We start from the raw sequence: 23,283 nt of genomic DNA, 5'->3' as shown, positions 1-23,283 counted from the left end.
ATATTTTTAAAAACTCATAATCTGCTCTTCGTCAAGTCTTTTAAGAATTTCGCATGCCAACTTAACCGCATTATCAAAATCAGCATAAGCTGAAATCCCGTAATGTGTGTGCGCATAGCGAACCGGAACACCAATAACGATGACCGGAACTGCTTTTTCAGTCAGATGTATAACTGCACCATTGGTTGAACCAGCACTGCGAACTGCATCCTGAACCGGGATGCCAAGCTTTTCTGCCAGATCAAGCGCATATCTCTGGTAACGTGGATTGGTGATCATGCGTGAATCAATGTGACGAAGCATCGGGCCACGCTTAATAGCCGTCTGAACCATATACTGCTCAACGCACGTATCATCTGCCGGGCATCCTTCAAAAACAATTGCGATATCCGGCTTAATTACCTGTGCTGTCACAGTGGCACCACGTACACCAACTTCTTCCTGTGCTGCACAAGCGCCAACAATATCCACATTCAAATCCTGACCAGCCAGAGTATGCATGGTCTTAAGAATTGCCGCACATCCCAGACGACAGTCAAAGCTCTTGCCCACCATCAGATCTGTGGTTTCTGAATATGTAAATGTCACATCCGGCACTACCGGTTCACCGATACGAATACCGAACTTTTCAACCGCCTCTTCTTTAGAAACAGCGCCAACATCTACCGTGATATCTTTCATATCCAGAGGTGCTTTACGCTCCTGCTCTGTCATGAAATGCGGAGGCTTGCTGGCAGTAATACCTGGAATATATTCTCCAAATCGGTTACGGACCAAAACTTTATGAGCCGGAATATTGTGGTTCACCCAGCCTCCGATCTGAATGATGCGGAGAGTTCCATTCGGGCATATAGCCTGCACCATAAAACCAACCTCATCACTATGTGCATCAAGCTGAACAACCGGACGTTTGCCGTTATTTTCTTTACGGCGAATATATAGGTTGCGCATGCGATCTTCTGTAATTTCTCCGAGTCCTTCTGCATAAGGACGAATCGCTGCAACCACTTCATCTTCGAAGCCTGATGTACCGTTTGCATTTGAAATTGCTGCAATCATTTCCAACGTTGTTTTTTTATCCATTCTGACACCTCTTTATGAAAGTTTTACCTTCTTGAACTCAACATCTACTTATTTTTCTGACAATACAGAATTTTCGAGCCGCGCTTGATAAACCAAGTATAGTCTAGGCCAATATGATTGTCAACAAATCCAACCCGATGTGATAAATTGCTTTAAGTCAGCGAGATGGTGCCACTTTATCAGTCGGCCATTCCTGATCCAGAATCGTGCACAACTCCGATGCATTTAACATATGTTCATCATCGGTACGTTCCAGCAGGATTTCCATCAGATATAACGTACGGAGCTTCTGATCAAAAGAAGCCATCGTGGGCACCTCCACTTTCTGTCTCAACTTTTTCTAGTGAAACATTCTTTGTATCTGTTTTTACATTTACCACTCTTCACATTTAATATCACTTATCTGCTCGATTGGAATAACCGTTTGATCCGTCATAATGATGGTATGCTCGTATTCATCTATCTTTTTTACAATACCAGAGCACGTAACATAGGAGCCGCCGGCTTTTTTTGCATCGGGAACAAAATAGGTTATCGATACATTCTGTTCTATACCGATATTATTTCTGATTATGTTGATTTTTTCATTCAGCTGAGCAATCACTTCCTCGCTCAGTTCCAATCTTTCATCGGTTAATCTTGCTGTTTCTTTTATCGCAGCATCATGCCCGGTCAGGGCTGCAAAAGGAGCAAACTGCGCTGCCCGATCCCGAAGTGGCATTTGCGGATGATTCTTAGAGACCGGATGGGGTAAATTGATGATATCGTCATAAGAATTATTTTTCATCCTCTTTCAACTCCTTTACGCCTTGTGACCGCCAATCTGTTCATTTCTGTCCCTGGCGGTTGCACCTTCCTGAAGATTCATCCCCTTCAGCACAGCGTTTTTTCCAAATTTCTTTTTAATACTGAGCATTGCTTCCTGCATACGTTTTTCGCGATCCAGCGCGGCTTCTTCCTCTTCCTTCTTTTTCCTTTGCGCCTCATAATCTGTAAAAAGATCCATCTGCTCATACACTTCTTCTTTCTTTACAGAACTCTCATCCACAAGCCTATTCGCTGTAATATTGATTCTTCGGATAAGCAAATTTCGGTCAACGATCCTGTCATATAACTCTATTACTGCATCCGTTATTATTTTGGTTGAGGAAGTCTGCCGTTTCAGATTGGTCGTTCCATGTGCGTGTTTCGGAATTCTTCTTCCATAACGGTCGATCGTAACCTCTCCATGATACTGCTTTTTCCTGTCGGCATTGTTCAGATTCTCAATATCATAACCAACCGTCAACACAATCTGATCCGTTACAAGCTTCTTATCCACCAAATCCAAAACCATCTGGTCCGTCATCTCTTTGACGACTAATTTTGCTTTTTCAAAGTCATAAGGACAATGAAGTACCTGCCCGGAACAAACACTGTTCGTTTCCGGCTTATAAGCCTTGACCATTTCCATGGTACAGGGCTCATATCCCCAGGCATGATCGATCAGCAGCTCTGCATTAACGCCAAACAGCTTATATAACAGATCTTCGTTGTATAATTTATTCTCTTTTCCGATGGAACATCTTGCAATATCGCCCATTGTATAAAGCCCGTATTCTTCCAGCTTCTTTGCATATCCCTTTCCGACTCTCCAGAAATCAGTAAGCGGTCTGTGGCTCCAGAGTTTCCTTCGGTATGACATTTCATCCAGTTCTGCAATTCGAACACCGTCTTTATCTGCTTTAATATGCTTCGCCACGATATCCATCGCAATCTTACACAGATACATATTTGTTCCGATTCCTGCAGTTGCCGTTATACCTGTCGTTTTCAGCACGTCCTGTATCATGGTCATTGCAAGTTCTCTTGCTGTCATATTATAGGTATGCAGATAATTCGTTACATCCATAAATACTTCGTCAATCGAATACGGGAAAATATCTTCCGGCGCAATATATTTCAGATAAATGCTGTAAATTCTGGTGCTGTATTCCAGATAGAGAGCCATCCGGGGAGGGGCAACAATATAATCAATCTCCAGTGCCGGATTGCTATTTAATTCTGCGCTGTCATCAGAGGCTCCGATAAAAGTTCTGTTCGGCGCTTTCCACCTGCGGGCGCTGTTGGCTTCTTTTACTTTTTGAACAACTTCAAATAAACGAGCCCTTCCAGGTATCCCATAACACTTTAAAGCTGGAGATACCGCAAGACAGATGGTTTTTTCTGTTCTGCTTTTATCCGCAACCACAAGATTGGTCGTCAAAGGATCCCGATTTCGTTCTTTACATTCCACAGACGCATAGAATGACTTAAGATCGATTGCAATATAGGTTCTTTTCTTTTCCATCATTCTACACCTCCTGGTTCTCCTGTGTTTCGTTTCTAATTCTTTATTCTGACCGGAAATCTTTCTCATCATAATAATCCGCTCAAGTATTTCCTGCCTGAATTTTTCTACGTCATTCGTACGCTTGCGCACGCCTGCTGCCGCAGCATGTCCACCTCCGCAAAATGCCTGCAAAAGTTCATTTACATTAATCCATTTTCCATCAGATCGGAAGGAACACCGCCAGCGGTTTTCTTCTTCCTCATACATGGTAAAACCTAGCTGAAAATACAGGGATTGTGACTGTTTGTCCTTTTGGCAACTGTTTTTTTACTGTTCCTGGTGGCACCCTATATATTTTACCACCCCTTAAACACTGATACTTGGTAAGCTGCCACATTTTCCGGATTCTCCAACGCTTTTCTCCGCCATGCATTTGGTGAAATTCCCGTTATTTTCTTAAAATTACGCATAAATGTAGATATCACCGGGTATCCTACAGAATTAGACACTTTTTCTATGGAACATTTTTCTTTTGCGAGCATTTCACAGGCCTTCTTAATCCGAACCAGATTTAGATATTCTGATGGTGTAATATTAGCAGACTCTATAAAGATCCTCCGCATATGTGTCTCACTCAGATTACATGCCCTTGCAAAATCCTTTCCCCCGATGTCCTCCATATAATGTAATTCTATATAACTTATAATTTTACGTGTATAATCTGAAGTTTCCCGGGAATTATTCTAAAACTTTATGTTTTCATTATCTAAACGATCAAAAAACAGCACAAGATTAAACGCAAGCGTTGAAACAGTATATCTATAATTTGCTTGTCTCAGCTGTATTTCTTCTATTATCATCTGCATAAGTGCCGCAGCCTTCGTACTTCCAGCATTCTCCAAAACACTTATTTTCTTCGATAGATTCTGTTCAACATAAATATATTTTTCTGGAACATTTACAAAACCTCTTTTAAAATTTCTTCCACATCCACAAATAAATATTCCCATTTTTTACCACTTAATGCCATAACAGGAAGATCCTGAGAAATTTCATAATAACGGTATTCTGCCTTTTGCATTCTTCTTTCATTTCCTACCTTCCCAAAGCTTCAACAAATGAACTTGCCGCTCTTATTACTTTTTTGTTCAGAGAATAATAATGCCACTTGCCTTCCTTACGGTCATTTACAATCCCACAGTTAACCAATATTTTCATGTGATGTGATAAAGTAGGCTGCGTGATATTGAATTTATCCAGAATCTTACATCCGCATTTTTCTCCGTCTGACAGCATCTGAACAATCTCCAGTCTATTTGTATCTGATAATGCTTTACATATTAGTATCATATCCTTTGCTTCCATTTTCGCCGCCTCACATAGATAATCATCTATACATCAAATTACCATACGCATAGATGCTTGTCAATGTCCTAAAAAGCACAAAATCATAATAAAACTATCTCCATGACTTCCGATTTAATTTATCTATATCCAATGTCAAAACTCTAAACTATCTGCGTCCAAAAGGAAATACTTCATTCCCATGATGACAAATCCCTCATCATTTCTCCAAGGCTTTTTGCTGCCATTTACAATAACAACCTTCTTGAAAGAGTCCGGGATATTACGCAGAGAATTGAACTCCTGAGTCTGCTTTTCTTCTGAAGTCATGTCATAAGCAACCTGGATGTAGTATCTCTGATTGCCTTGGTTAACTACAAAATCAACTTCCAACTGCTTACGTACACGCTTGCCCTCTTTATCTTTATCAAAGATCTGCACAACACCCACATCAACATTGTAGCCACGAATCAGTAGCTCGTTATAAACAATGTTCTCCATGATATGAGTAGGCTCCTGTTGCCTGAAATTCAAACGGGCATTTCTCAGACCCAGATCGGTAAAGTAGTATTTCATATTTGCACCGATATACTTTCTGCCCTTAATATCGTATCGGCTTGCTTTAGAAATCAAAAACGCATCTGCCAAATAGTCGATATGATTGGAAATCGTTTTGTTTGTATAACTCATCTGACGCTCACTGGCAAAGGTATTAGCAATCTTTGAAGGGTTGGTCAGTGCACCGATTGCAGATGCAAGCACATCAACCAGAATGCCAATTTCATCCACATTTTGGATCTTGTTTCTTTCAATTACGTCCTTCAGATAAACATTTGCAAAGATATTTTTCAGGTAATCTGCCTTCTGTCGTTCGCTCTGTAAACCTACGACCTGCGGCAATCCTCCATAGGTCATGTAGTCATCCCATGCATCGTCGTAATCACCTTTATAGACAGAATAAAACTCTGCAAAAGAGAGGGGATAGATTCTGATCTCATCACCTCTGCCACGAAACTCGGTCACAATGTCGCTGGACAAGAACTTAGAATTGCTTCCGGTGACATACACATCAATGTTGCTCATGCGGAGCAGGCTATTCAGCACTTCCTCAAATCGTGGCATGAACTGTACTTCATCCAGAAGAAGATAATACTTATCATCATCCTTCATGGCATCTTTGATGTACTTAAAGCACACCTTGGGATCTCTTAATTCCTCATTCTCAATACCATCCAAGGCAATCTCAATAATATGATCGGCAGCAACACCATTCTCCTGTAAATATCTCTTGAAAATATTAAACAGCAAAAAAGATTTGCCGCATCTACGAATACCGGTAATCACCTTTATCATTCCATTATCTTTTCGCATGGTCAACTGCTGTAGATAAGCATCTCTTTTAATTTCTATCATTATATTCCTCAATTCCGTGCTTTTACACACTTTTTAGTAATAATATTCTATCATAGAACAATCTGAGCTTCAATATCTATTCCCATCTTATGTGTATCCGCACATTTTTATGTAATATAAGATAAATATCTTTTCATTTTTTTGATTGCAGTGTCAAAATCGACTACTAAATCATTTGTTTTGTCATACCACCGTCAATACAAATGTTTTCACCTGTGATAAAGCCTGCTTTTTCAGAGCAAAGGAACAATACCATATTGGCAATATCCATAGGATTTCCGACACGATGAACCGGCTGCTGCAGTGTAACTTTCTGTTTGCGGCTGACTCATACGGTCACGGGAAGATGAAATATTAACAATGGCAGCTCCTTCAGAGAAATATGGCTGAAATAGTTTTGCCAGATAAAATGGTGCCGTAACCGATACAAATACTCTGCTGTTTCCAAATTTACATTTTCCCGTTTAAAATGCTGGACTACATCACCAATATGAAATCTACATTCTTCCATTAGCTGCCTATCCTCCGATCTCTTACTTCCACGCTTTCCAGATATCCGGCTGATATCCAAGAGTGGATTGTTTTCCATTACGAACCACCGGTGTTTTAATCACCTGCGGGTTTTCCAGTACCTTCTCAAATTTATCTTCCTCTGCAATGTATTTAATAAGCGCAAGCAGATCCTTATCCTTGCCCTCCCAGTTGATCATATTTTCCAGTCCACCATTTGCCTGGGCAACCGAATTAAATTCGCCCTTACTCATGCCCTTTTCTTTCATATCAATAAACTGAAACTTAATCCCACGTTCTTTAAAGAAACGTTCTGCTTTCTTTGTATCATTACACTTCTTTGTTCCAAAAATCTGTATATTCAAATTATTTCTCCTTGTCCATCGCCATATGTATCATTTTGTAAAGCGGACATTCCAGGTCCGCATTCAGTTATATTATCTTTCCAGACAAATGATCAATTTCATGCTGGCAGATCTGAGCCGTCCATCCGGACAGCTTCTGCCGCTGTTTTTTCCAGTTGAAATCATAATACTCTACTTCTATTTCCTGGTACCGGGTCGTCTTACGAACACCATCTAAGGATAAACAGCCTTCTTCTGTCTCATACATGTCACGTTTTGAAACAATCACCGGATTGAACATCACAACATCTATGAAGCCCATATTTACAATGATGATATTCTTCTTTACACCAATCATGTTTGCCGCCATACCCACACAACGCTCCCGGTTCGCCTGCAGCGTATCCTGCAGGTCTTTTCCAACTTGGATATCTGCTTTCGTGGCCGGTTCGGATGGTTGGCCTAAAAAGAAAACGTCTCTTACAATTTGCTTTACCATTTACTTTCTCCCTGTAGCTTTCATTCTGCTTTTTCCAATTTATTATTTACATCGAGACAAACTTTGTCTCCTTCATTGATATTACGCTCATAGAGCTTGGCATCCTCTGCTTTTACTGTCACTTCTTTTCCAGAAGAATCCACAAGAGTCACTAGTGCCATGACTGGTGCATCATCCAGTCGTTCTTCACAACCAAAATCCAGGTCTTCATCGATTCGTTTTACTGTATACATCATACTTTAATTCCTCTTGAGATAATATTAAGAATCAGTATTCTACATACCTTTTCCGACTTTCCACCACTTCATCTTCCGTTACAGCCATCCTTACATTGCCATCGTTATAAAATCCATATAAAATAGACAAGAGGTACAATTTAAACCTCTTGTTCATTATTATACCTTACATGTAATAAATTGTCATAAATAACTTTCCGTATTTTGTTGCTTTCCTTGTTTCTTCCCATCAGCCAAAGCAAATAGCCGAGACCCTAATCAGCCTCAGCTATTCTAAACTATATCATTCAGTTTCAAAAATCAAACTCATCCGGATCCAGTCCTGCATCTTCCAAAACTTCTCTTCTTTCATCCGGATCCATAAATTCCAACTCATCATAATCCAGCCCTGCATCCGCAAAAGTATCGATCTCATCGTCGTCATCAAAGATACTTTTTTCATCATCCTTCATCATTTCGTCCATGAACTGAAACTGTGCAGCACGTTCCCAACTATCCAATTTCCCGTCTCTGTTAAAATCAAACATCTTATCAAATCCAAACATGATTTTTCCTCCCTTAATCTTCCATAAACTCGAAATACTCTTGCTCACTGGCAAATAAAATGTATTTGCCTTCTACATATCCCATATATCCGTTGCTTGTGTCATAACCTTTCATTTGCCAGTCCTCCTTGGATTTTTCTTCTTTTTTGATGTTATCATCTTACAATAAATGGCTGTACAAAAATCCCGACAACCAACCGGCTAAACTTCCTTGAGCATTCTTTGATATAAACCCTAAAATGATAATTTTACAAAGTCTATTACTTGTTGTTAGTTCATAATTTATGTATAATAAAATTCATATAAGAAATACACGCTCAGCATGCAGCCTGGAACATAGATGCTCTGCATGTTTGGCGATATACGGGGAGGAAATTCTCATGGGTAAACAATCCACCAGGGAAAACAAAACAATTTACCAGCTTTACCGAGAAGCGGCAGGACTTACAAGAGCAGAGGCCAGTGAAAAAATGGATGCTGTCTCTGATTCAAAAATTGAAAAATTTGAATATGAAACACAAGAACCTACGCCTTATGATATCCTCCAAATGGCAGATGCCTATAAAAGACCAGATCTTTGCAATTATTATTGCTCTCACAAATGCGAAATCGGCCATCGTTATGTTCCAGAAGTAGAAGTGACCGATCTGTCAAATATCATTTTGGAGACAATTGCCAGTCTGAATGAAATCAATCCTCTTACCGGTCGTCTGATCCAGATTGCCCGTGACGGTAAGATCAGCGATGATGAAATGAAAGATTTTGCTTATATTAGTAAAAAACTTGATGAAATTTCTTTAGCCATAGACTCTTTGAATCTTTGGGTAGATAAGACAGCCGGAGAACAGGGGCTTAATCTTGAGCTCTTAAATGCCGAAAAAGAAAAATTAAAATAAGCCATAACTCGACGAAAGGCAATGAACCATTTCTGACTCATTGCCTTTTACATTACATACGCTGTAATTGATTGACGATACTTTCTGTTCTTCGAATAGCTTCTTCTACCTGTCTTTTTGCATTATTGATTCGATCCTGGACCACCCAGTCCACAACAAAGCCATCAAAGAAATAATCCGCAAAAGAAAGAAAATCTCCAGTATCGATATTCAAGTTACATACCATATTTACATCATTTAATTCCCTGCTGAAATTACGAAGATCATACTTTGCCTGTTCCATATTCCGTTTGGCCTGATCCATTTTAGAATGTTTTAACATCGTAGTGAAAAAGCCGCCGCCAAACATATCTACCAGGTCCCAGTTCTTTGCACTGTTTAAATTTTCTTTTGCTGCCTGAAGACTGTTCAAAGCTCTGCGCCCAGCTTCAATTGCTTCTCTCTTTTCTTTTTCAATATCATATCCCATTCGTTTTCTCCTCCTGATTCATTATGAATGTGACGTCACCAAAGCTATAATGCCACCGACAATCAATAATGGAAAAGCAATGTACATCAGTCCACCTACAACCATACCAATCAATATCACCGGGAAGAAAATAACTGTGCAAAGTAGTTTCATAATTCCCCAGGATGCTCTTAACCCAAAAACAAAAAATTTTCCGACAAACCAAATTATACAAATTGTAAATAATAACGATAACATTTTTTTCTCCTTCTGAAACTCATTTTGATATGTGTCTTTCATTTTTTCTGTTCTTTTTCTGATAAATATTCAGATGTGTTCTTTATACCAAGCTTATTACTGAATGCCGAATTTTTCTCCATTTTTTCTATTATCCGTACTAATCGAATTCTATGCACTGCTTCCATCTGATCACCCCATTTATATTCTGCTTTTTTGTTGATATTGTCACTATAACAAATTTATTTTTCACAATACACATCCCCCTTATCCAATGTCTAATATTCTTTTGTAATTTCCTCTGCTATCTCATATATCTCTTTAAATTTTTCTAAGTCCTCCGGCGATCTGATCAGCATGATTTCTTCTATTTTTCCGGTCCGTATATCTTTGAACCCTGCTACTTCTTCTCCGGTACAAATGCTTGCACGAATAACAGGTTTCATATGTTCTCGGTCATATGTTTTTTTCACGATTTTCTTTTTGAATATCCCCATGCTTCATCCTCCGAATAATTACTGTAACAAGATCAACTATTTAATTCCTAGAACATTTTTCTGCATCAATCGCAAGTACAAACATCAGCGCATCCAACGCATTTCCTGGATTCTGAACATCAATAACATATGTATCAGTCATATGAAACAGTTCTTTACTGACCCGGGCGATTGAATAACCGCTTCGATCAAGAATGCTATAGTCCCATTCCATAATGGTTCCATCAATATGCCATCCATTGTAATCAATATTATAATGTGGCGTCAGGAATGAGAATTCTTTGCTCAGGCATCCGATATAACTGCCGTTTTTATAAATCTCAAATTTAGGAAGAAAAGTAAGTACTTTCTGAACAACCATTCCTACTTCATTTCCATAGGCATCATAAATTACAAGTTTATGTCCCCAGGACAACTGACCTTTTACTACATAAACAGTGTTTCCTGCTTCATCATAGATATCATAGCTGTCAAACCATGAAAACAACCTTTGTTTAAATAATAGCTTCATAACTTTTCACCGCTCTCTCCAACAGATATAATTGGTTCTTTATAAGTACCATAATACCATGCCGGAACACCTTAAAAAATATGTAAATTGAAGAATTAACCCATCTTATTTCACAGATTATGATAAAACATATATTTCCAGCTATAAATCGCTACTTGTTCCAAAAAAGTTACAAAAAAGACCATCTACTGTTTGTTTACGGTAAATGATCTTTTCATTGCAATGTTCAGTTTATATCATATTGAACCGCTTGGATTATACTCGTTTATAGATAATTGGTTCATCATATCCAAAAGTTTTCTTTCCATTAACTTCCATGCTTTCAGATACCTCCAGACAACTATCAGAAAACTTTTCCCAAAGCTTAAATGTCATTACCGGTGAAAACTGGCTTGTACTGCCTCCTTCCCAGATTCCATCTTTTTTATGATAGAGCGCCGGAGTGAATTTTTCAGATTTTTTCAATTCAGTGTAGTCAGCATTTTTCATAGAATCATATGAAAACGTACTTTTCTCTTCTCCTTCTGGTATTTCATAAGAATATAACACAATTCCATCTTCTTTCTCTGTAATAAGGAAAAGATGCGGGGAAGCATGGCGTTTACCATTTGTCTCATAGTAGCTTTCTTCAACAACAAATTTACCATTAAAATCTTTAGGAAGGTTCGAAATTTTCTCATTACAGATTGTATTAATGTGTTCTGCATAAGGATATGTTTTCCCTTCTCTCTGCATATTATCAAACTGCTCTTTGTTATTAAAGTGTCCCGTCATCATATTAATAAAATTATCGAGCTTCATCATGCTTTTTACCTCCAAATTCCAATTGCACTTCAAATCGTTTTCTTCATTCTATCACAACATCTATTATTCCGCCATCAGTCTTTCGAACCAAGTATCCATAACAATGATGAACTGGTCGGCACCTTGCCATTCTTGCAGCAAACATTCAAAAACTATATAACAAAGGGCATGAGTGATTTTTGTTTTCTCCATCAAACTGGAATCTGGTTGTATCAAATTTTGCAGATATAGTCTTATAATTCCCATTATTGCTTTCACTGTATCACCCCACTCTTCAACATTTACATCAAATTGCCAGACATGCGGTTTTGCATCCAGCGGTTCAGCTAACTTGACGCTTTTACAAAATATGCTTCCGCAATATATACGTCTATTAGGGCTGACCCCAAGGCTCTTATAAATAAAAATCCGGTCTTCTAAGCTGTGTATACGGTTTTGCATTTCTTATTTTTAAGGATTCCTGCATATCTATGTCTACATATAAAATCTGTTCCGTATCGTCTGCTTTTGCGAGATGACAGGTAACACCAATAAAGATGGTTGACTTTATAATATATTCTTTTTATAATTATTTCATAAAAAGGGTGCAGCGTGGCACATAGACAGGAATGTCTGTGTGCTTTTTTTACTTTATTCTTGGGTTATGGAGGGAAAATATGGCAGCTTTTGGGAGAATCTGTTCGGGAATTCCGGATATGGATCAGGCACTGGATAATATCCGGCTGGGGGATAATGTGGTCTGGAGAGTTTCAAATCTCCAGGAATTCAGGTATTTCTGCGAACCTTATATAGAGCAGGCAATCAAGGACAATAGAAGAATTGTATATTTTCGATTTGCCAGTCATGAGCCGCTGGTAAAAGAATGTCCACAGGTAGAACGTATAGAAATTCCCTTATCACACAGGTTTGAGGATTTTACTGTGAAAATACATAAAATCATTGAAAAAGAAGGTTTTGATGTATTTTATGTATTTGACTGTCTTTCAGAACTTCAGACAGCCTGGGCAACAGACCTTATGATGGGAAACTTCTTTCGTGTTACGTGTCCGTTCCTTTTTACACTGGATACAGTTGCATTTTTTCCGATTATCAGGGGAAAACATTCTTTTCATGCAGTAAAGAAAATATTAAATACTACACAGTTGCTTCTGGATGTCTATTCTGACAGGAGAAACACATACGTCCGTCCTGCAAAAGTGTGGAACAGAGATTCGGAAACCATGTTTCGACCACATATTTATAACAGAGAAACAGGTGCATTCCGTCCGATCCTGGATGGAGTACAGTCCAGCCGTTTTTATCAGGTTCTTGACAAATTTCAGAGAACAGGTGAAGAGCAGTTTACAGATTCCTGGAATCGGTTTTTCAACACAGCAAAAATGTTATATGACAATCATATGAATACAGATGATGCCTGTAATACCATGTGTAATATTATGATGACCAGAGATGAAAAGATGCGTTTCATGGTGAAAAAGCACTTTACGCCACAGGATTATTTTAATGTTCGAAATCATATGATCGGAACAGGTATGATTGGTGGAAAAGCATGTGGAATGCTGCTTTCCAGAGCAATTGTCCGAAATCTGGCACCGGACATTGATGAGGTGCTTGAACCTCATGATTCCTTTTTTATTGGATCTGATGTTTATTATACTTACATTGTAGATAATGGATTCTGGGATATCCGTGTTCGTCAGAGAGAGGAAGAGGAATACTTTTCGCTGGCAGAAGAATTTGCACAGAAACTAAAAAATGGTGTCTTTTCGGAAGAAATGCAAAATCAGTTTCTGCATATTCTGGAATACTATGGACAGGATCCTTTTATAGTACGCTCCAGCAGTATTCTCGAGGATGGTTTCGGCAATGCATTTGCAGGAAAATATGAGTCAGTTTTCTGCGCCAACAGGGGAACTCTGGAAGAGCGCCTTCTGGAGTTTGAAAACGCAATAAGGACTGTATATGCCAGTTCCATGAGTCTGTCGGCACTGGATTACAGAAAGCGGAGAGGACTTGACAAACGGGATGAACAGATGGCACTTCTTGTACAGCGCGTTTCTGGCTCTTACTATGGATCTTATTATATGCCATGTGCAGCGGGAGTTGGGTACTCTTACAGCCCTTATAAGTTTTTAGAGCAGATCGATCCAAAAGCAGGAATGCTGAGGCTGGTTATGGGTCTTGGAACAGCAGCAGTGGACCGCACGGAAGGTTCTTATCCCCGGCTTGTCAGTCTGGATATGCCACAGGCAACAAGCTGTACAACCATTGCAGAGAAACATCAGTTTTCGCAGCGAAAAGTAGAAGCAGTGGATACCTCAGGACACTGCGTGAGACAAATGTATCTGGATCAGATCGAAGGATTCCTTCCGGAATACCTTGCTAATATTCTTCTGGATCATGATTTTGACGCAGAAAGATCATTCAGGGAGAGGGGAATAAACAGATCCGTTCGTTTTATTGCGTGCAGTGGTATAGTAAAGAATCAGATTCTGATGAAGCAGATACAGGATATTATGCAGCTGCTCCAGAAAGAATATGAATATCCGGTTGATATCGAATTTACGGTGAACCTTTCAGAAACAGGAGAATATTCCATAAACCTGTTGCAGTGCCGGCCACTGAAGGTGTTTAAGGATATCGGAAAAGCACAGATTCCGGAGGATATTGCAGAAGAAAAAATAATTCTGGAGAATGTGCATTCTTCGATGGGACTGTCCAGAAATGTGAAAATCGATCACATTGTTCTGGTTGATCCGATTGCATACTATAATATGCCGTATGCCCAAAAGCCAAACGTGGCGAAACTGATCGGAACAATAAACTGGAAATACAAAGGAAAAAATAAGCATATGCTTCTTATGGTTCCGGGGCGTATAGGTACATCTTCTCCGGAACTTGGTGTTCCGACAACATTTGCAGATATCAGTGAATTTGAAGCAATCTGTGAGATAGAAGAGAAAAAAGCGGGATATAATCCGGAACTTTCGTATGGAAGCCATATTTTTCAGGATCTGGTAGAAGCAGAGATATTGTACACCGCAGTATTTGCCAATGAAAAAACGTTACGGTTTGCACCGGAAAAACTGGCAGAATATCCTGATATTGTAAGCCTGTTTACGGAGGATCCTGAGTTGAAGCAGGTTGTTCATGTGTATGATATGAGCAAAGTATCATGCGAACTGTGTAATGATCTGCAGAACGAAAGACTGGTACTTTATCAGCAGTAAAATGTAAAGGGGCTGTCGCACTAAAGGAAAATTAGTGCGACAGCCCCTTTACATTTTATAAATGATGACTACCATTACCTGACATCTTACAGTAATGATTATTGGGTTTTCTTATTAGATCTACATCTATTATACCGTGCTTGCGGCCAACTGTCGATAACAAATTGACCGCAACTCTCTTAATTATAAATATATGTATTTAATAATGAAAAATTTCAATCATTTTATATTTACATAAGAGCGAATTGCGTTAGCTGGAAATTGATCATTTTGAATGGAATTTCATGTCACGAACGTGATTAGAAAACAAGAAAAGCGTTCGTTGTCAGCTAATCCAGCTAACATTTTCGAACGCTTTGAAGCCCGTCGCCAAGAGGATTTGAACCTCCGACCCCTCGCTTAGGAGCTTGAGATACCACTGAAAACATATATAATTCTTAGTAAAGTTAAGTCAAGGAAATCCTTGATTTTCCTAACTATTCTGTTACTCCTCGTCAAAATAAGAAAACCTGTTTTCATCTCTGTAAAGCACCTTTCGGTGCTCGTCCGGTGCTCGGAGCACCCGGAGGATATAACCATTCCGTTCCATCGAGTTCACTCAGTTGGCCACCATTACGATTCAGCTTCGTAACAATGATCACTTGGTTTTCTTATTAGATTAACTATATTATAACGTGCTGTAGGTCGGATGTCGATGATTTTTTGACCATATTTATTGTTTTATATGTTACTTCTCTATTAGTTCTGCAAACTTGAAGTTATCTATTTCTCCTCTTCGTTAAGACCTAGTTCATTACATATTACTTGCTATCCATCATACCTTATTCTTTCTACCAGCGTTTCCTTTTTCAGATTACTGCTTAAAACGCAGGAAAGTACAATCTGCAACAGACCGACCAAAAAAATCATAATAAAAATTGGTACGATTGGAACATGATAGATATTCATTCCAAATATTCCATTATGTTTTGCATAGGAAAAAAGTGCATAGCCGAGCGGCAGACCAATGATCAAAGCTACGCATATGGTACCAACCGTAAACATCAGTCCCTGTAACTGCAGGCATAAATTTAATTGTTTATTTGTCATACCCACAGCCTGTAATATACCATATTCCTGCTTTTTTGTCGTAATATTCATGATCATGGTATTCGCCATATTCATAAACCCGATGAGTCCTACAATAGCCATAAACAGATAACAGCCAAGCTTCATCATGCTGCTTGCAAATTCGGCAGATTGTAACTGCGCATGATAAGTATCCATTTTTATATTCGAAGTATTAGAAATCAAAGTATTCAGACTTTGTTCTACAGATGCCACATCTTTTTTATCACAGTCCACCCACAGATAGCCATAGGCTGTTCCTCTCGGATTCATGGAACGATATACACCTTCCGGAATGACAAGATAAGTGTCCGCACTTACAAAAGATCCTGCAATCTTTCCCTGATAGATATAGGTTCCACTTCCATTCTCAAAGTCAAATGCAATGGATTCACCCGGAGCATATCCATCTTGTTCCATCCACGTTGACCAGCCAAAGAAAATATCACCATTCTTTACCGCCTGATCATAGTCCATAGAGCCAATATCTCCTTCTTGGCGCATAAAATCAAAATCCTTTTTACTCACAATAGTAGCCGGAAATCTTGTTCCGTTCAGATTTACAGAGACAATCTCTCTCGTCATGACATCTGTTACTCCCGGAATGCTTTTGATTTCTTCAATCAGCGAATCATTCAATGGATCATCCGTCAGAATCGTATCCAGATTATTTTCCGGATATCTTTCATCATACTCAGCAGAATAGTCAAGCTGCAGTTCAAATTGTCCATGATTAACGGAAAGACGTGCTTCATGCTCCGTGTCAATATTTCCCACATAATTAGAGATAATCACAAACAATACGCAAGAAAAACCCATTGTGATGATAGTACCAATAGTTCTTTTGGGATTACCCGTTACATTTGCCATTGCCATAGAAAACACGGTGACATTTTTTCTGCCATTTCGTTTTCCTTTTTTTTGTGTTTCTACATCTTCTAAATACCGTGTTGCTTCGATAGGTGAAATCCGTGAAACAATTTTCATTGGTTTACGCAGTGCCAAAGCAACGGTAAGAAATGATACGAAAATACAGAGAAGCATAACAGGCAGGGAAAACAGAGGCACCTGCTGATTTTGAACTCCCATAGAGCCAGTTCCGGTTGATACAAGGTTCCCCTGTTCTACCAGCCAGTTAAAACCGCATTTTGCAATCAGAAAGCCCAAAAGCAATCCAACTGGTATTGAAAAAAATGTCAAAAAAATGCCCTCTCTGAAGATCAGTTGTTTCATCTGCTTTTTTGTCGCTCCCAGAGCCTTGATTTTTCCATACTCCTGTATCTTGTTGGCAATACCGACCTGAAAAATATTATAAATGACCACAACAGAGAAAAGTACAATTGCAAGAATCAAACCCCCGCATACCGCAATCGTTTCATAACTCGGCTGCAAGACCCATTGCAAATAGAGATCATTGACTATAACGTTTTTTTCTTCGATCCCACAAGCTGCTGCAATCTGCTTTATAACCGAATCAATATTATTCATAGATACATTTGCAGAATCATTTAAAGTAAAATAAATATTATACTGTCTGTCATTCTCTGCGACGTGCTCATCATAAAACTCCTGTGACCCGAAAGCAACATAAGATGCCTCGATGGTATACTCATCCCGATCATATAGGATTCCGCTGACAACAAATTCTTCCGGCTTATATTCTGACTGCATCCCTGCGCGGTAATCCAGTGTAACCGTATCTCCGATCTTTACATCACCATACCCCATTGCACGAAAAAATGCTCTTCCTGCGGCAATTTCCTGCGTTCCCCCCGGATACTTTCCTTCCTTTAACTCATATTCCTTATTATAGGGAAGCATTTTTCTTGCAGTCTCATCCATGCAGACAAACCCGCCTTTTTCATTGCCTTTTATGATACCTTCGGTGCACATAGTGCCTGTAGCATCTATTTCCGCACGGCGGTTTACTTCTTTTAACTGCGATCCGTCTGCGGAAACAAACAGACCATAATTGCTTCCATATGATCCTGCCGCCTGACTTTTCTGTAAATGAATTCCCCCATTTCCCACAGTACTGATGATAACAAGCAGCATCGTGGTCAGACAGATTGCCATCATGATCAGTATACTTCTTGTCCTGTTCCTTTTGTCATTGCTATATGCAATCCTGCTTATTGTCTTCATCTGAAATCCACCACCTGTCCGTCCTCAATCACCAGAATACGGTCAGCGACCTGTGCAATTTCGTCATCATGGGTAATCATTACAATTGTCTGTCCATATTTTTTTGCTGTCATCTTAAGCAGAGCGATTACTTCATCACTGGTCTTAGAATCAAGATTTCCTGTCGGCTCATCTGCAAATATAATTTCCGGACGATTCACCAGTGCTCTTGCAATCGCTACTCTCTGCTGCTGTCCTCCGGATAACTGATTTGGCAGATTATAAATCCGGTTTTCAATCCCCAGAGTTGCAATAATATCATTTACATACGCTTCATCCACTTTTCTTCCATCCAGCCCCAGTGGCAGTACAATATTTTCCCAGACATTAACAGATGAAACCAGATTAAATGCCTGAAAAACAAATCCGATTTTTCTTCTGCGGAAAACAGCAAGGGCATCTTCCTTCATCCTGTATAAATCTTTCCCTGCTAAAGTAACACTGCCTTTTGTCGGGGTATCAAGGCCTCCAAGCATATGAAGTAATGTACTTTTACCGGAACCTGACTTTCCAACAATTGCAACAAATTCTCCCTGCTCAATCTGAATGTCCACCTGATTGACCGCTTTGACCTGATTCTCACCTGCGCCATAAAACTTACAAAGCTGCTTGGTTTCTAATATCACACTCATGTGTTGCCTCCCTTTCAATTCTGTAAAGCGTACCTTTTCAGCACGCTTTCTTTGCCTGTTTATATATTTGGTCATTTTTCAACCTACATCCAAATTGTATCAGGACAATCTTTCATTTCACTTTCAAAAAACGAGCAGAAGTCTTACAGAATTGTAAGATTTCTGCCCACTTAAAATTTAACCAACATATGGTAATTGAATCACAAACGTGCTTCCTTTTTTCTTTTTGCCGGAGGTTACCATGATTGTACCTCCGTGTTTTTCGATAATTTCTCTCGATAGAAAAAGTCCGATTCCTGTACCACTCTTTTCCATGACCTCCTTGGAACTTCCTCTGTAAAATCGTTGAAAAATTTTGTGATACTCATTCTGCGGAATACCAATTCCCTGATCCTCAATTTCCATTCTTACAAGATAGTTTCTTTTTTGTAACCGAATAAATATTTTTGAACCACACGGACTGTACTTGACCGCATTATCCAGAACGTTGATCACAGCTTCACCAAGCCACCTTTTATCCTGCATAATCGTGCATGTTTCCAGCTCTTTTTCATAGTCAAAAACGAATTCAATTTCTTTCTCATCCGCTTTTGGATAAGTACAGTTCACAGCAGATATGACAGTATCCATAAGCGGAAGTTTTTTCTTATTAATCTGAATCAGTCCAGTTTCCATCTTGGATATTTCAAGAAGCGACTGCAATAATGTCTCCAGTCCATCCAGAGCACTCCGACAACGGATACGAAACTCCTCCTGTTCTGTGGCACTTAAGTCATTCTGCATCAGCACACTAAAACATGTATCCAAAGCTGCAACCGGTGTCTTTAACTGGTGAGAAATATCAGAAACCATTTCTTTCGTGTTCTCCTTTTCTGCCCTTGCTTCTTCCTTTATCAACTGAATATGATGTCCGATTGCTTCAAGCTGGTCATTCAATTTTTCCAGTTCTGCATGATTTTCCGTTTTCAGTAAATCATCAAATTTATTTTCACGGAATCTGATCAGAATTTCTTCCAACTGGTCTAAAATTTTCTGATGACACGCATCTTCTTTTTTCTTCCAATAAAGTAAAAAAGTCAAAAGAAGCACGCATATCACAGTGCTTACAGCACCGGTCACCATAACCTGATGCCGGAATTGCGAATAAAATGCATTCCCTTTATTCCCCCAGTATCCATATTGCTCCAATAATCGCCTTCCCTGTTCGTTGGTTTCAATATCCTTATCCTTAAGCAATTCCGAAACAGCATCCAGCCCGGAAAATTCTTCCTTTGCAGCAATCTCTGTCATAAGATTCATTTTATATTTATAATCTTCATAAAACACATACGTGGTAAAGCAATTTAATATTGCAAACAATAATATGACAGGTAATACCAAGGAGAGCACTACTGTAATCTTCTTGCGATATCTCTTTGTCACTGCCTTACCTCCTGATTCCATATATACCCAAGACCTCTGATATTCTTTATATAGACCGGTGCAGCCGGATTGTCTTCGATTTTCTCACGGAGTCTTCTGATATTGACAGCGATTGTATTTTCATCCACAAAATCCCCTTCCAGATCAAACACATTTTCCAATATTTGTATTTTTGAAAGAATCTGTTTCGGATTCTGAAGAAAAAAAGTCAGCATTTTCAACTCCGTTTTTGTCAGACTGATTTCACGACTCTTTATCAGGACTTTCATTTCTCCTGCGATAAATACGATATCTCCCGAAATCATCTTTCCGGCTTCCGTTTTCTCCTGTCTGCGGCGGAAATGTGCTTCTATTTTCAAAAGAAGTACCGAAAGACTAAACGGCTTTGTAATATAATCATCTGCCCCTGCTTCATATCCCATGACCTGATCCATCTCTTGATCTAGTGCTGTAAGACAAATAATGTATGTATTATAATTGCATCTCATCCACCTTACAAATTCCAGTCCATTCCCATCCGGGAGATTCACATCACAAATGGTAACATCCACATTATTATCACTTGCAATTCTTTTCGCTTTTTTCACTGATTCTGCTGAAAAAACCTCATATCCGGATTTTTTCAGTGAAAATGTAATTCCACGATTTAAATTTTCATCATCTTCAACCACGAGTATACCTGGCATAGCATATCACCTCTCTTTATTAACTATTTTTCCTCTTCGTTACATATTTGTTCTGCCTCAATATCCTCGGTAGTGACTTTCCCTGTAATATCCCTATAGGCTTCTTTTATTCCATTTTTGACCGCCCACTTAATTATAAAATATAATGCAAGTAAGACGATTAGTGCTGTGCCAAAACTAATTCCTAATTCTTCAAACATTTCATTACCTCTGTCAATTCCGATTTGCACTTCAAATCGTTTTCTTTATTCTATCATAGCTTCTATTATTCCGCCATCAGTCTTTCGAACCAGGTATCCATGACAATGATAAACTGGCCTGCTCCTGGCAATTCTTGCAGCATTTCGTCAAGAGTTTTCTGTTTCACATATTTCTGCACATACACCCAACAGGCAATGCTACTGACTTCTGATACAATGTCAGCTATGGTTTTGCGCATAAGCTCTTCAAATAGAATTGAATACTGTTTCAGCTAATTTATTTTTGCAGGTTTGGGAGAGATTGTTTCTTTTCCCGCCTTTTCTCTGATTTACATCTCCGAATAAGGGGTGACAACAGGGCGGAACCCAAATGTTAGTTGGAAATTGATCATTTTGAATGGATTTTCATGTCACGAACGTGATTAGAAAATAAATAAAGCGTTCGTTGTCAGCTAATCCAGCTAACATTTTCGAACGCTTTGAAGCCCGTCGCCAAGAGGATTTGAACCTCCGACCCCTCGCTTAGGAGCAACTTTTATGCAGGTTCAGACTAGTCCAACAGAGACAACCTATTCATTTATAAGTCTAGTAAAAAAGCGCCTTCCCAGACTATTTCTGTTCATATAAGATCATTGAAAATTATTCCGGATTTTTACATTTTCTGAGAAAATGATTGTACGCTTCTAATATAAAGCGCCAACTCCATCTATAATTTTTCAAATCATAAAATCCAACTATCCTGCCCATTTAAAAGCGGGAAATGAAATGTGTGATACACTATTTTCTTTGTCAGATTTCTTCTAAATTATACATCAGATACTGCCATTTACGCAAGATGCTTTGACCACTATTTTACCTCTTTTTTCTCACATGCTCTGATTTGATCTCATATATAAAACCAGCAGAGATTTTGCTCTCCACCGGTCTGCTTTTATCCTAATTATGTTCCCCTTGCATTGATTTTGCTAATGATGTCAGACAGGGATAGTCCACAGCTGGAAATTAGTTTTTTTCTTCTCTGTCCTGTGTTTTGCGGAGAGATGTTACCATATCAATCTCGCCATCTTCAAGCATCTGCTGCATATCATCCCAGCTCTGATCGTATCCGACATATTCGTAATCTACATCCCAATAACAGGCCATCAACCGAAGGAAATCATAGCCATAACCGCTGCGGTTCCCCTCTTCATCCATCATGTGATAACCATCCATGGCAAAGAAACCGACTTTGACAGTTTCATGCTGCGAACTGTCCTCGGCCGCATATGCAGTCAGGGGAAAAAATATCATACACACGCATACAAAAAACAGTAACACTGCCACATATTTCTTTGCTCTCGAAATCATATTAAATCTCCTGTCTGTCAAATATATTTCTCTATACATCTCCTTGTCAATCTCCTGGTTTAATAAATTTTCACCTGTCCCTACTGCTTCTCAATTCTTCGCATATAGTCTGTTTGATTGTTTTATCATCTAATGGCTTTGCAAGATGTGCGTTCATTCCTGCTTCCATACACTTTTCTGCATCTTCCCTAAATGCATTTGCAGTCATAGCAATAATAGGGATTGTTTTTGCATCCTGCCGTTCTAGGGATCTTATTGTTTTTGTGGCAGTAAGCCCATCCATCACCGGCATCATGACATCCATTAGAATAACATCGTATGTTCCTGATTCGCAGGCTTCAAAGTGCTGAACAGCTTCTAACCCATTTTTCACTGTTTCTACTTTAGCCCCATTTTCCGTCAGTATAAATTCTGCTATTTCCGCATTCAGCTCATTATCTTCAACCAATAATATCCGGACACCTGATATATCTGCATTGAAATCTTCTTTTTCTTCCGGTCGTGCATTCGTATCAATTTCAAATGGAAGTACTACAGTAAAACAGCTTCCTTCACCCAGCTTACTTTCAACTGTTATGGTTCCGCCCATCTTTTCTACAAGTTGTTTCACAATAGGCATTCCCAGACCTGTCCCATTATAATCAGAACGTGGGGAATTATCTGCCTGTACAAATGGAGTAAACAATTCATTTTTTATAAATTCTTCTGACATTCCAATTCCAATGCTAGCAATATAGTGTCAACTTAAGCCAGTTATATTGGCTCATCTGTTCCTTGAAAACTAAATAGTAAAAATA

Annotated in this window: 28 protein-coding genes and 2 pseudogenes; 2 read left to right on the top strand and 28 right to left on the bottom strand. The window is 39.0% G+C overall.

The window, feature by feature from the left end:
* Nucleotides 1-6: 6 nt before the first annotated feature.
* The 14 genes and pseudogenes from AB5Z12_RS10645 to AB5Z12_RS10580 form a co-directional block, all read right to left on the bottom strand.
* On the bottom strand, nucleotides 7-1,083 hold the full coding sequence (locus tag AB5Z12_RS10645; protein ID WP_148463113.1) for a M42 family metallopeptidase: 1,077 nt from the start codon (nucleotides 1,081-1,083) through the stop codon (nucleotides 7-9).
* Nucleotides 1,084-1,240: 157 nt separating this feature from the next.
* On the bottom strand, nucleotides 1,241-1,390 hold the full coding sequence (locus AB5Z12_RS10640) for a hypothetical protein (protein ID WP_178090704.1): 150 nt from the start codon (nucleotides 1,388-1,390) through the stop codon (nucleotides 1,241-1,243).
* Between the two features lie 66 nt (nucleotides 1,391-1,456).
* Entirely contained in the window at nucleotides 1,457-1,870 is a 414-nt protein-coding gene (locus AB5Z12_RS10635; protein WP_148463114.1) for a YolD-like family protein, read from the bottom strand.
* A gap of 15 nt (nucleotides 1,871-1,885) precedes the next feature.
* On the bottom strand, nucleotides 1,886-3,412 hold the full coding sequence (locus tag AB5Z12_RS10630) for a DNA methylase (RefSeq protein WP_368368643.1): 1,527 nt from the start codon (nucleotides 3,410-3,412) through the stop codon (nucleotides 1,886-1,888).
* Nucleotides 3,413-3,502: 90 nt separating this feature from the next.
* Nucleotides 3,503-3,661 (bottom strand): annotated as a pseudogene (locus AB5Z12_RS10625) (DHHA1 domain-containing protein); the annotation flags it as partial.
* Between the two features lie 89 nt (nucleotides 3,662-3,750).
* Nucleotides 3,751-4,074 (bottom strand): helix-turn-helix domain-containing protein, encoded by a 324-nt coding sequence (locus AB5Z12_RS10620; protein ID WP_368368636.1) that lies wholly within the window; start codon nucleotides 4,072-4,074, stop codon nucleotides 3,751-3,753.
* Between the two features lie 63 nt (nucleotides 4,075-4,137).
* On the bottom strand, nucleotides 4,138-4,404 hold the full coding sequence (locus AB5Z12_RS10615; protein ID WP_368356980.1) for a hypothetical protein: 267 nt from the start codon (nucleotides 4,402-4,404) through the stop codon (nucleotides 4,138-4,140).
* A gap of 85 nt (nucleotides 4,405-4,489) precedes the next feature.
* Nucleotides 4,490-4,759, bottom strand: a complete 270-nt coding sequence (locus AB5Z12_RS10610) for a helix-turn-helix transcriptional regulator (protein ID WP_148463117.1) — start codon at nucleotides 4,757-4,759, stop codon at nucleotides 4,490-4,492.
* Nucleotides 4,760-4,894: 135 nt separating this feature from the next.
* Complete coding sequence (locus AB5Z12_RS10605) at nucleotides 4,895-6,148, bottom strand: ATP-binding protein (RefSeq protein WP_148463136.1); 1,254 nt, start codon at nucleotides 6,146-6,148, stop codon at nucleotides 4,895-4,897.
* A 169-nt stretch (nucleotides 6,149-6,317) separates the two neighbouring features.
* A pseudogene (locus AB5Z12_RS10600) lies at nucleotides 6,318-6,585 on the bottom strand (SDR family oxidoreductase); the annotation flags it as partial.
* Nucleotides 6,586-6,684: 99 nt separating this feature from the next.
* A complete protein-coding gene (locus tag AB5Z12_RS10595; protein ID WP_148463118.1) occupies nucleotides 6,685-7,026 on the bottom strand; it encodes an arsenate reductase family protein in 342 nt (113 codons plus the stop codon).
* Between the two features lie 67 nt (nucleotides 7,027-7,093).
* On the bottom strand, nucleotides 7,094-7,504 hold the full coding sequence (locus AB5Z12_RS10590) for a peptide deformylase (protein ID WP_117990283.1): 411 nt from the start codon (nucleotides 7,502-7,504) through the stop codon (nucleotides 7,094-7,096).
* Nucleotides 7,505-7,524: 20 nt separating this feature from the next.
* Nucleotides 7,525-7,740: a hypothetical protein gene (locus AB5Z12_RS10585; protein ID WP_118577842.1), complete on the bottom strand. Its 216-nt coding sequence runs from the start codon at nucleotides 7,738-7,740 to the stop codon at nucleotides 7,525-7,527.
* 293 nt (nucleotides 7,741-8,033) lie between these two features.
* Nucleotides 8,034-8,285 carry a hypothetical protein gene (locus AB5Z12_RS10580; RefSeq protein ID WP_148463119.1) on the bottom strand — a complete coding sequence of 84 codons (252 nt, stop codon included), beginning with the start codon at nucleotides 8,283-8,285 and terminating at the stop codon, nucleotides 8,034-8,036.
* A gap of 380 nt (nucleotides 8,286-8,665) precedes the next feature.
* On the opposite strand from AB5Z12_RS10580, the gene AB5Z12_RS10575 reads away from it, so the two are divergent.
* Nucleotides 8,666-9,181, top strand: coding sequence for a helix-turn-helix transcriptional regulator (locus tag AB5Z12_RS10575; protein ID WP_173717405.1), 516 nt, complete (start codon nucleotides 8,666-8,668; stop codon nucleotides 9,179-9,181).
* A gap of 52 nt (nucleotides 9,182-9,233) precedes the next feature.
* Here AB5Z12_RS10575 and AB5Z12_RS10570 read toward each other — a convergent pair whose 3' ends face one another.
* The 6 genes from AB5Z12_RS10570 to AB5Z12_RS10545 form a co-directional block, all read right to left on the bottom strand.
* Nucleotides 9,234-9,650 carry a hypothetical protein gene (locus tag AB5Z12_RS10570; protein WP_368368635.1) on the bottom strand — a complete coding sequence of 139 codons (417 nt, stop codon included), beginning with the start codon at nucleotides 9,648-9,650 and terminating at the stop codon, nucleotides 9,234-9,236.
* A 21-nt stretch (nucleotides 9,651-9,671) separates the two neighbouring features.
* A complete protein-coding gene (locus tag AB5Z12_RS10565) occupies nucleotides 9,672-9,929 on the bottom strand; it encodes a hypothetical protein (protein WP_226836784.1) in 258 nt (85 codons plus the stop codon).
* Between the two features lie 215 nt (nucleotides 9,930-10,144).
* Nucleotides 10,145-10,363, bottom strand: a complete 219-nt coding sequence (locus AB5Z12_RS10560; protein WP_148463122.1) for an aspartate dehydrogenase — start codon at nucleotides 10,361-10,363, stop codon at nucleotides 10,145-10,147.
* A gap of 40 nt (nucleotides 10,364-10,403) precedes the next feature.
* Nucleotides 10,404-10,874 carry an LURP-one-related/scramblase family protein gene (locus tag AB5Z12_RS10555; RefSeq protein ID WP_148463123.1) on the bottom strand — a complete coding sequence of 157 codons (471 nt, stop codon included), beginning with the start codon at nucleotides 10,872-10,874 and terminating at the stop codon, nucleotides 10,404-10,406.
* A 255-nt stretch (nucleotides 10,875-11,129) separates the two neighbouring features.
* Nucleotides 11,130-11,678, bottom strand: coding sequence for a hypothetical protein (locus AB5Z12_RS10550; protein WP_148463124.1), 549 nt, complete (start codon nucleotides 11,676-11,678; stop codon nucleotides 11,130-11,132).
* Between the two features lie 63 nt (nucleotides 11,679-11,741).
* Nucleotides 11,742-12,119, bottom strand: a complete 378-nt coding sequence (locus AB5Z12_RS10545) for a hypothetical protein (protein WP_148463125.1) — start codon at nucleotides 12,117-12,119, stop codon at nucleotides 11,742-11,744.
* A gap of 215 nt (nucleotides 12,120-12,334) precedes the next feature.
* On the opposite strand from AB5Z12_RS10545, the gene AB5Z12_RS10540 reads away from it, so the two are divergent.
* Nucleotides 12,335-14,908: a PEP/pyruvate-binding domain-containing protein gene (locus AB5Z12_RS10540; protein WP_148463126.1), complete on the top strand. Its 2,574-nt coding sequence runs from the start codon at nucleotides 12,335-12,337 to the stop codon at nucleotides 14,906-14,908.
* Nucleotides 14,909-15,715: 807 nt separating this feature from the next.
* On the opposite strand, the gene AB5Z12_RS10535 is transcribed toward AB5Z12_RS10540, so the two are convergent.
* The 8 genes from AB5Z12_RS10535 to AB5Z12_RS10500 all read right to left on the bottom strand — a co-directional run bounded on the left by AB5Z12_RS10535 (nucleotide 15,716) and on the right by AB5Z12_RS10500 (nucleotide 23,198).
* The gene (locus tag AB5Z12_RS10535) at nucleotides 15,716-18,160 is read right to left on the bottom strand and encodes an ABC transporter permease (RefSeq protein ID WP_148463127.1); all 2,445 of its coding nucleotides are present in this window, start codon (nucleotides 18,158-18,160) and stop codon (nucleotides 15,716-15,718) included.
* Nucleotides 18,157-18,831 (bottom strand): ABC transporter ATP-binding protein, encoded by a 675-nt coding sequence (locus AB5Z12_RS10530; RefSeq protein WP_006426335.1) that lies wholly within the window; start codon nucleotides 18,829-18,831, stop codon nucleotides 18,157-18,159. Before AB5Z12_RS10530 ends, AB5Z12_RS10535 begins: the two co-directional genes overlap by 4 nt.
* 177 nt (nucleotides 18,832-19,008) lie before the next feature.
* Entirely contained in the window at nucleotides 19,009-20,274 is a 1,266-nt protein-coding gene (locus AB5Z12_RS10525; RefSeq protein ID WP_148463128.1) for a HAMP domain-containing sensor histidine kinase, read from the bottom strand.
* Nucleotides 20,250-20,939, bottom strand: a complete 690-nt coding sequence (locus tag AB5Z12_RS10520; protein WP_148463129.1) for a response regulator transcription factor — start codon at nucleotides 20,937-20,939, stop codon at nucleotides 20,250-20,252. Before AB5Z12_RS10520 ends, AB5Z12_RS10525 begins: the two co-directional genes overlap by 25 nt.
* 23 nt (nucleotides 20,940-20,962) lie before the next feature.
* The gene (locus tag AB5Z12_RS10515) at nucleotides 20,963-21,139 is read right to left on the bottom strand and encodes a DUF6019 family protein (protein WP_021939191.1); all 177 of its coding nucleotides are present in this window, start codon (nucleotides 21,137-21,139) and stop codon (nucleotides 20,963-20,965) included.
* Between the two features lie 65 nt (nucleotides 21,140-21,204).
* On the bottom strand, nucleotides 21,205-21,378 hold the full coding sequence (locus tag AB5Z12_RS10510; protein WP_347709192.1) for a hypothetical protein: 174 nt from the start codon (nucleotides 21,376-21,378) through the stop codon (nucleotides 21,205-21,207).
* Nucleotides 21,379-22,141: 763 nt separating this feature from the next.
* Nucleotides 22,142-22,486 carry a transporter substrate-binding domain-containing protein gene (locus AB5Z12_RS10505; RefSeq protein ID WP_243249349.1) on the bottom strand — a complete coding sequence of 115 codons (345 nt, stop codon included), beginning with the start codon at nucleotides 22,484-22,486 and terminating at the stop codon, nucleotides 22,142-22,144.
* Nucleotides 22,487-22,556: 70 nt separating this feature from the next.
* A complete protein-coding gene (locus AB5Z12_RS10500) occupies nucleotides 22,557-23,198 on the bottom strand; it encodes a response regulator (RefSeq protein ID WP_368368634.1) in 642 nt (213 codons plus the stop codon).
* Nucleotides 23,199-23,283: the final 85 nt, after the last annotated feature.

This window comes from Ruminococcus sp. RTP21358st1_G6_RTP21358_211008 (assembly GCF_040908885.1).
Classification (GTDB): domain Bacteria; phylum Bacillota; class Clostridia; order Lachnospirales; family Lachnospiraceae; genus Blautia_A; species Blautia_A faecis.
Note: the sequence above shows the minus strand (reverse complement) of the source record. Positions and strands in the feature narration are given on the sequence as shown.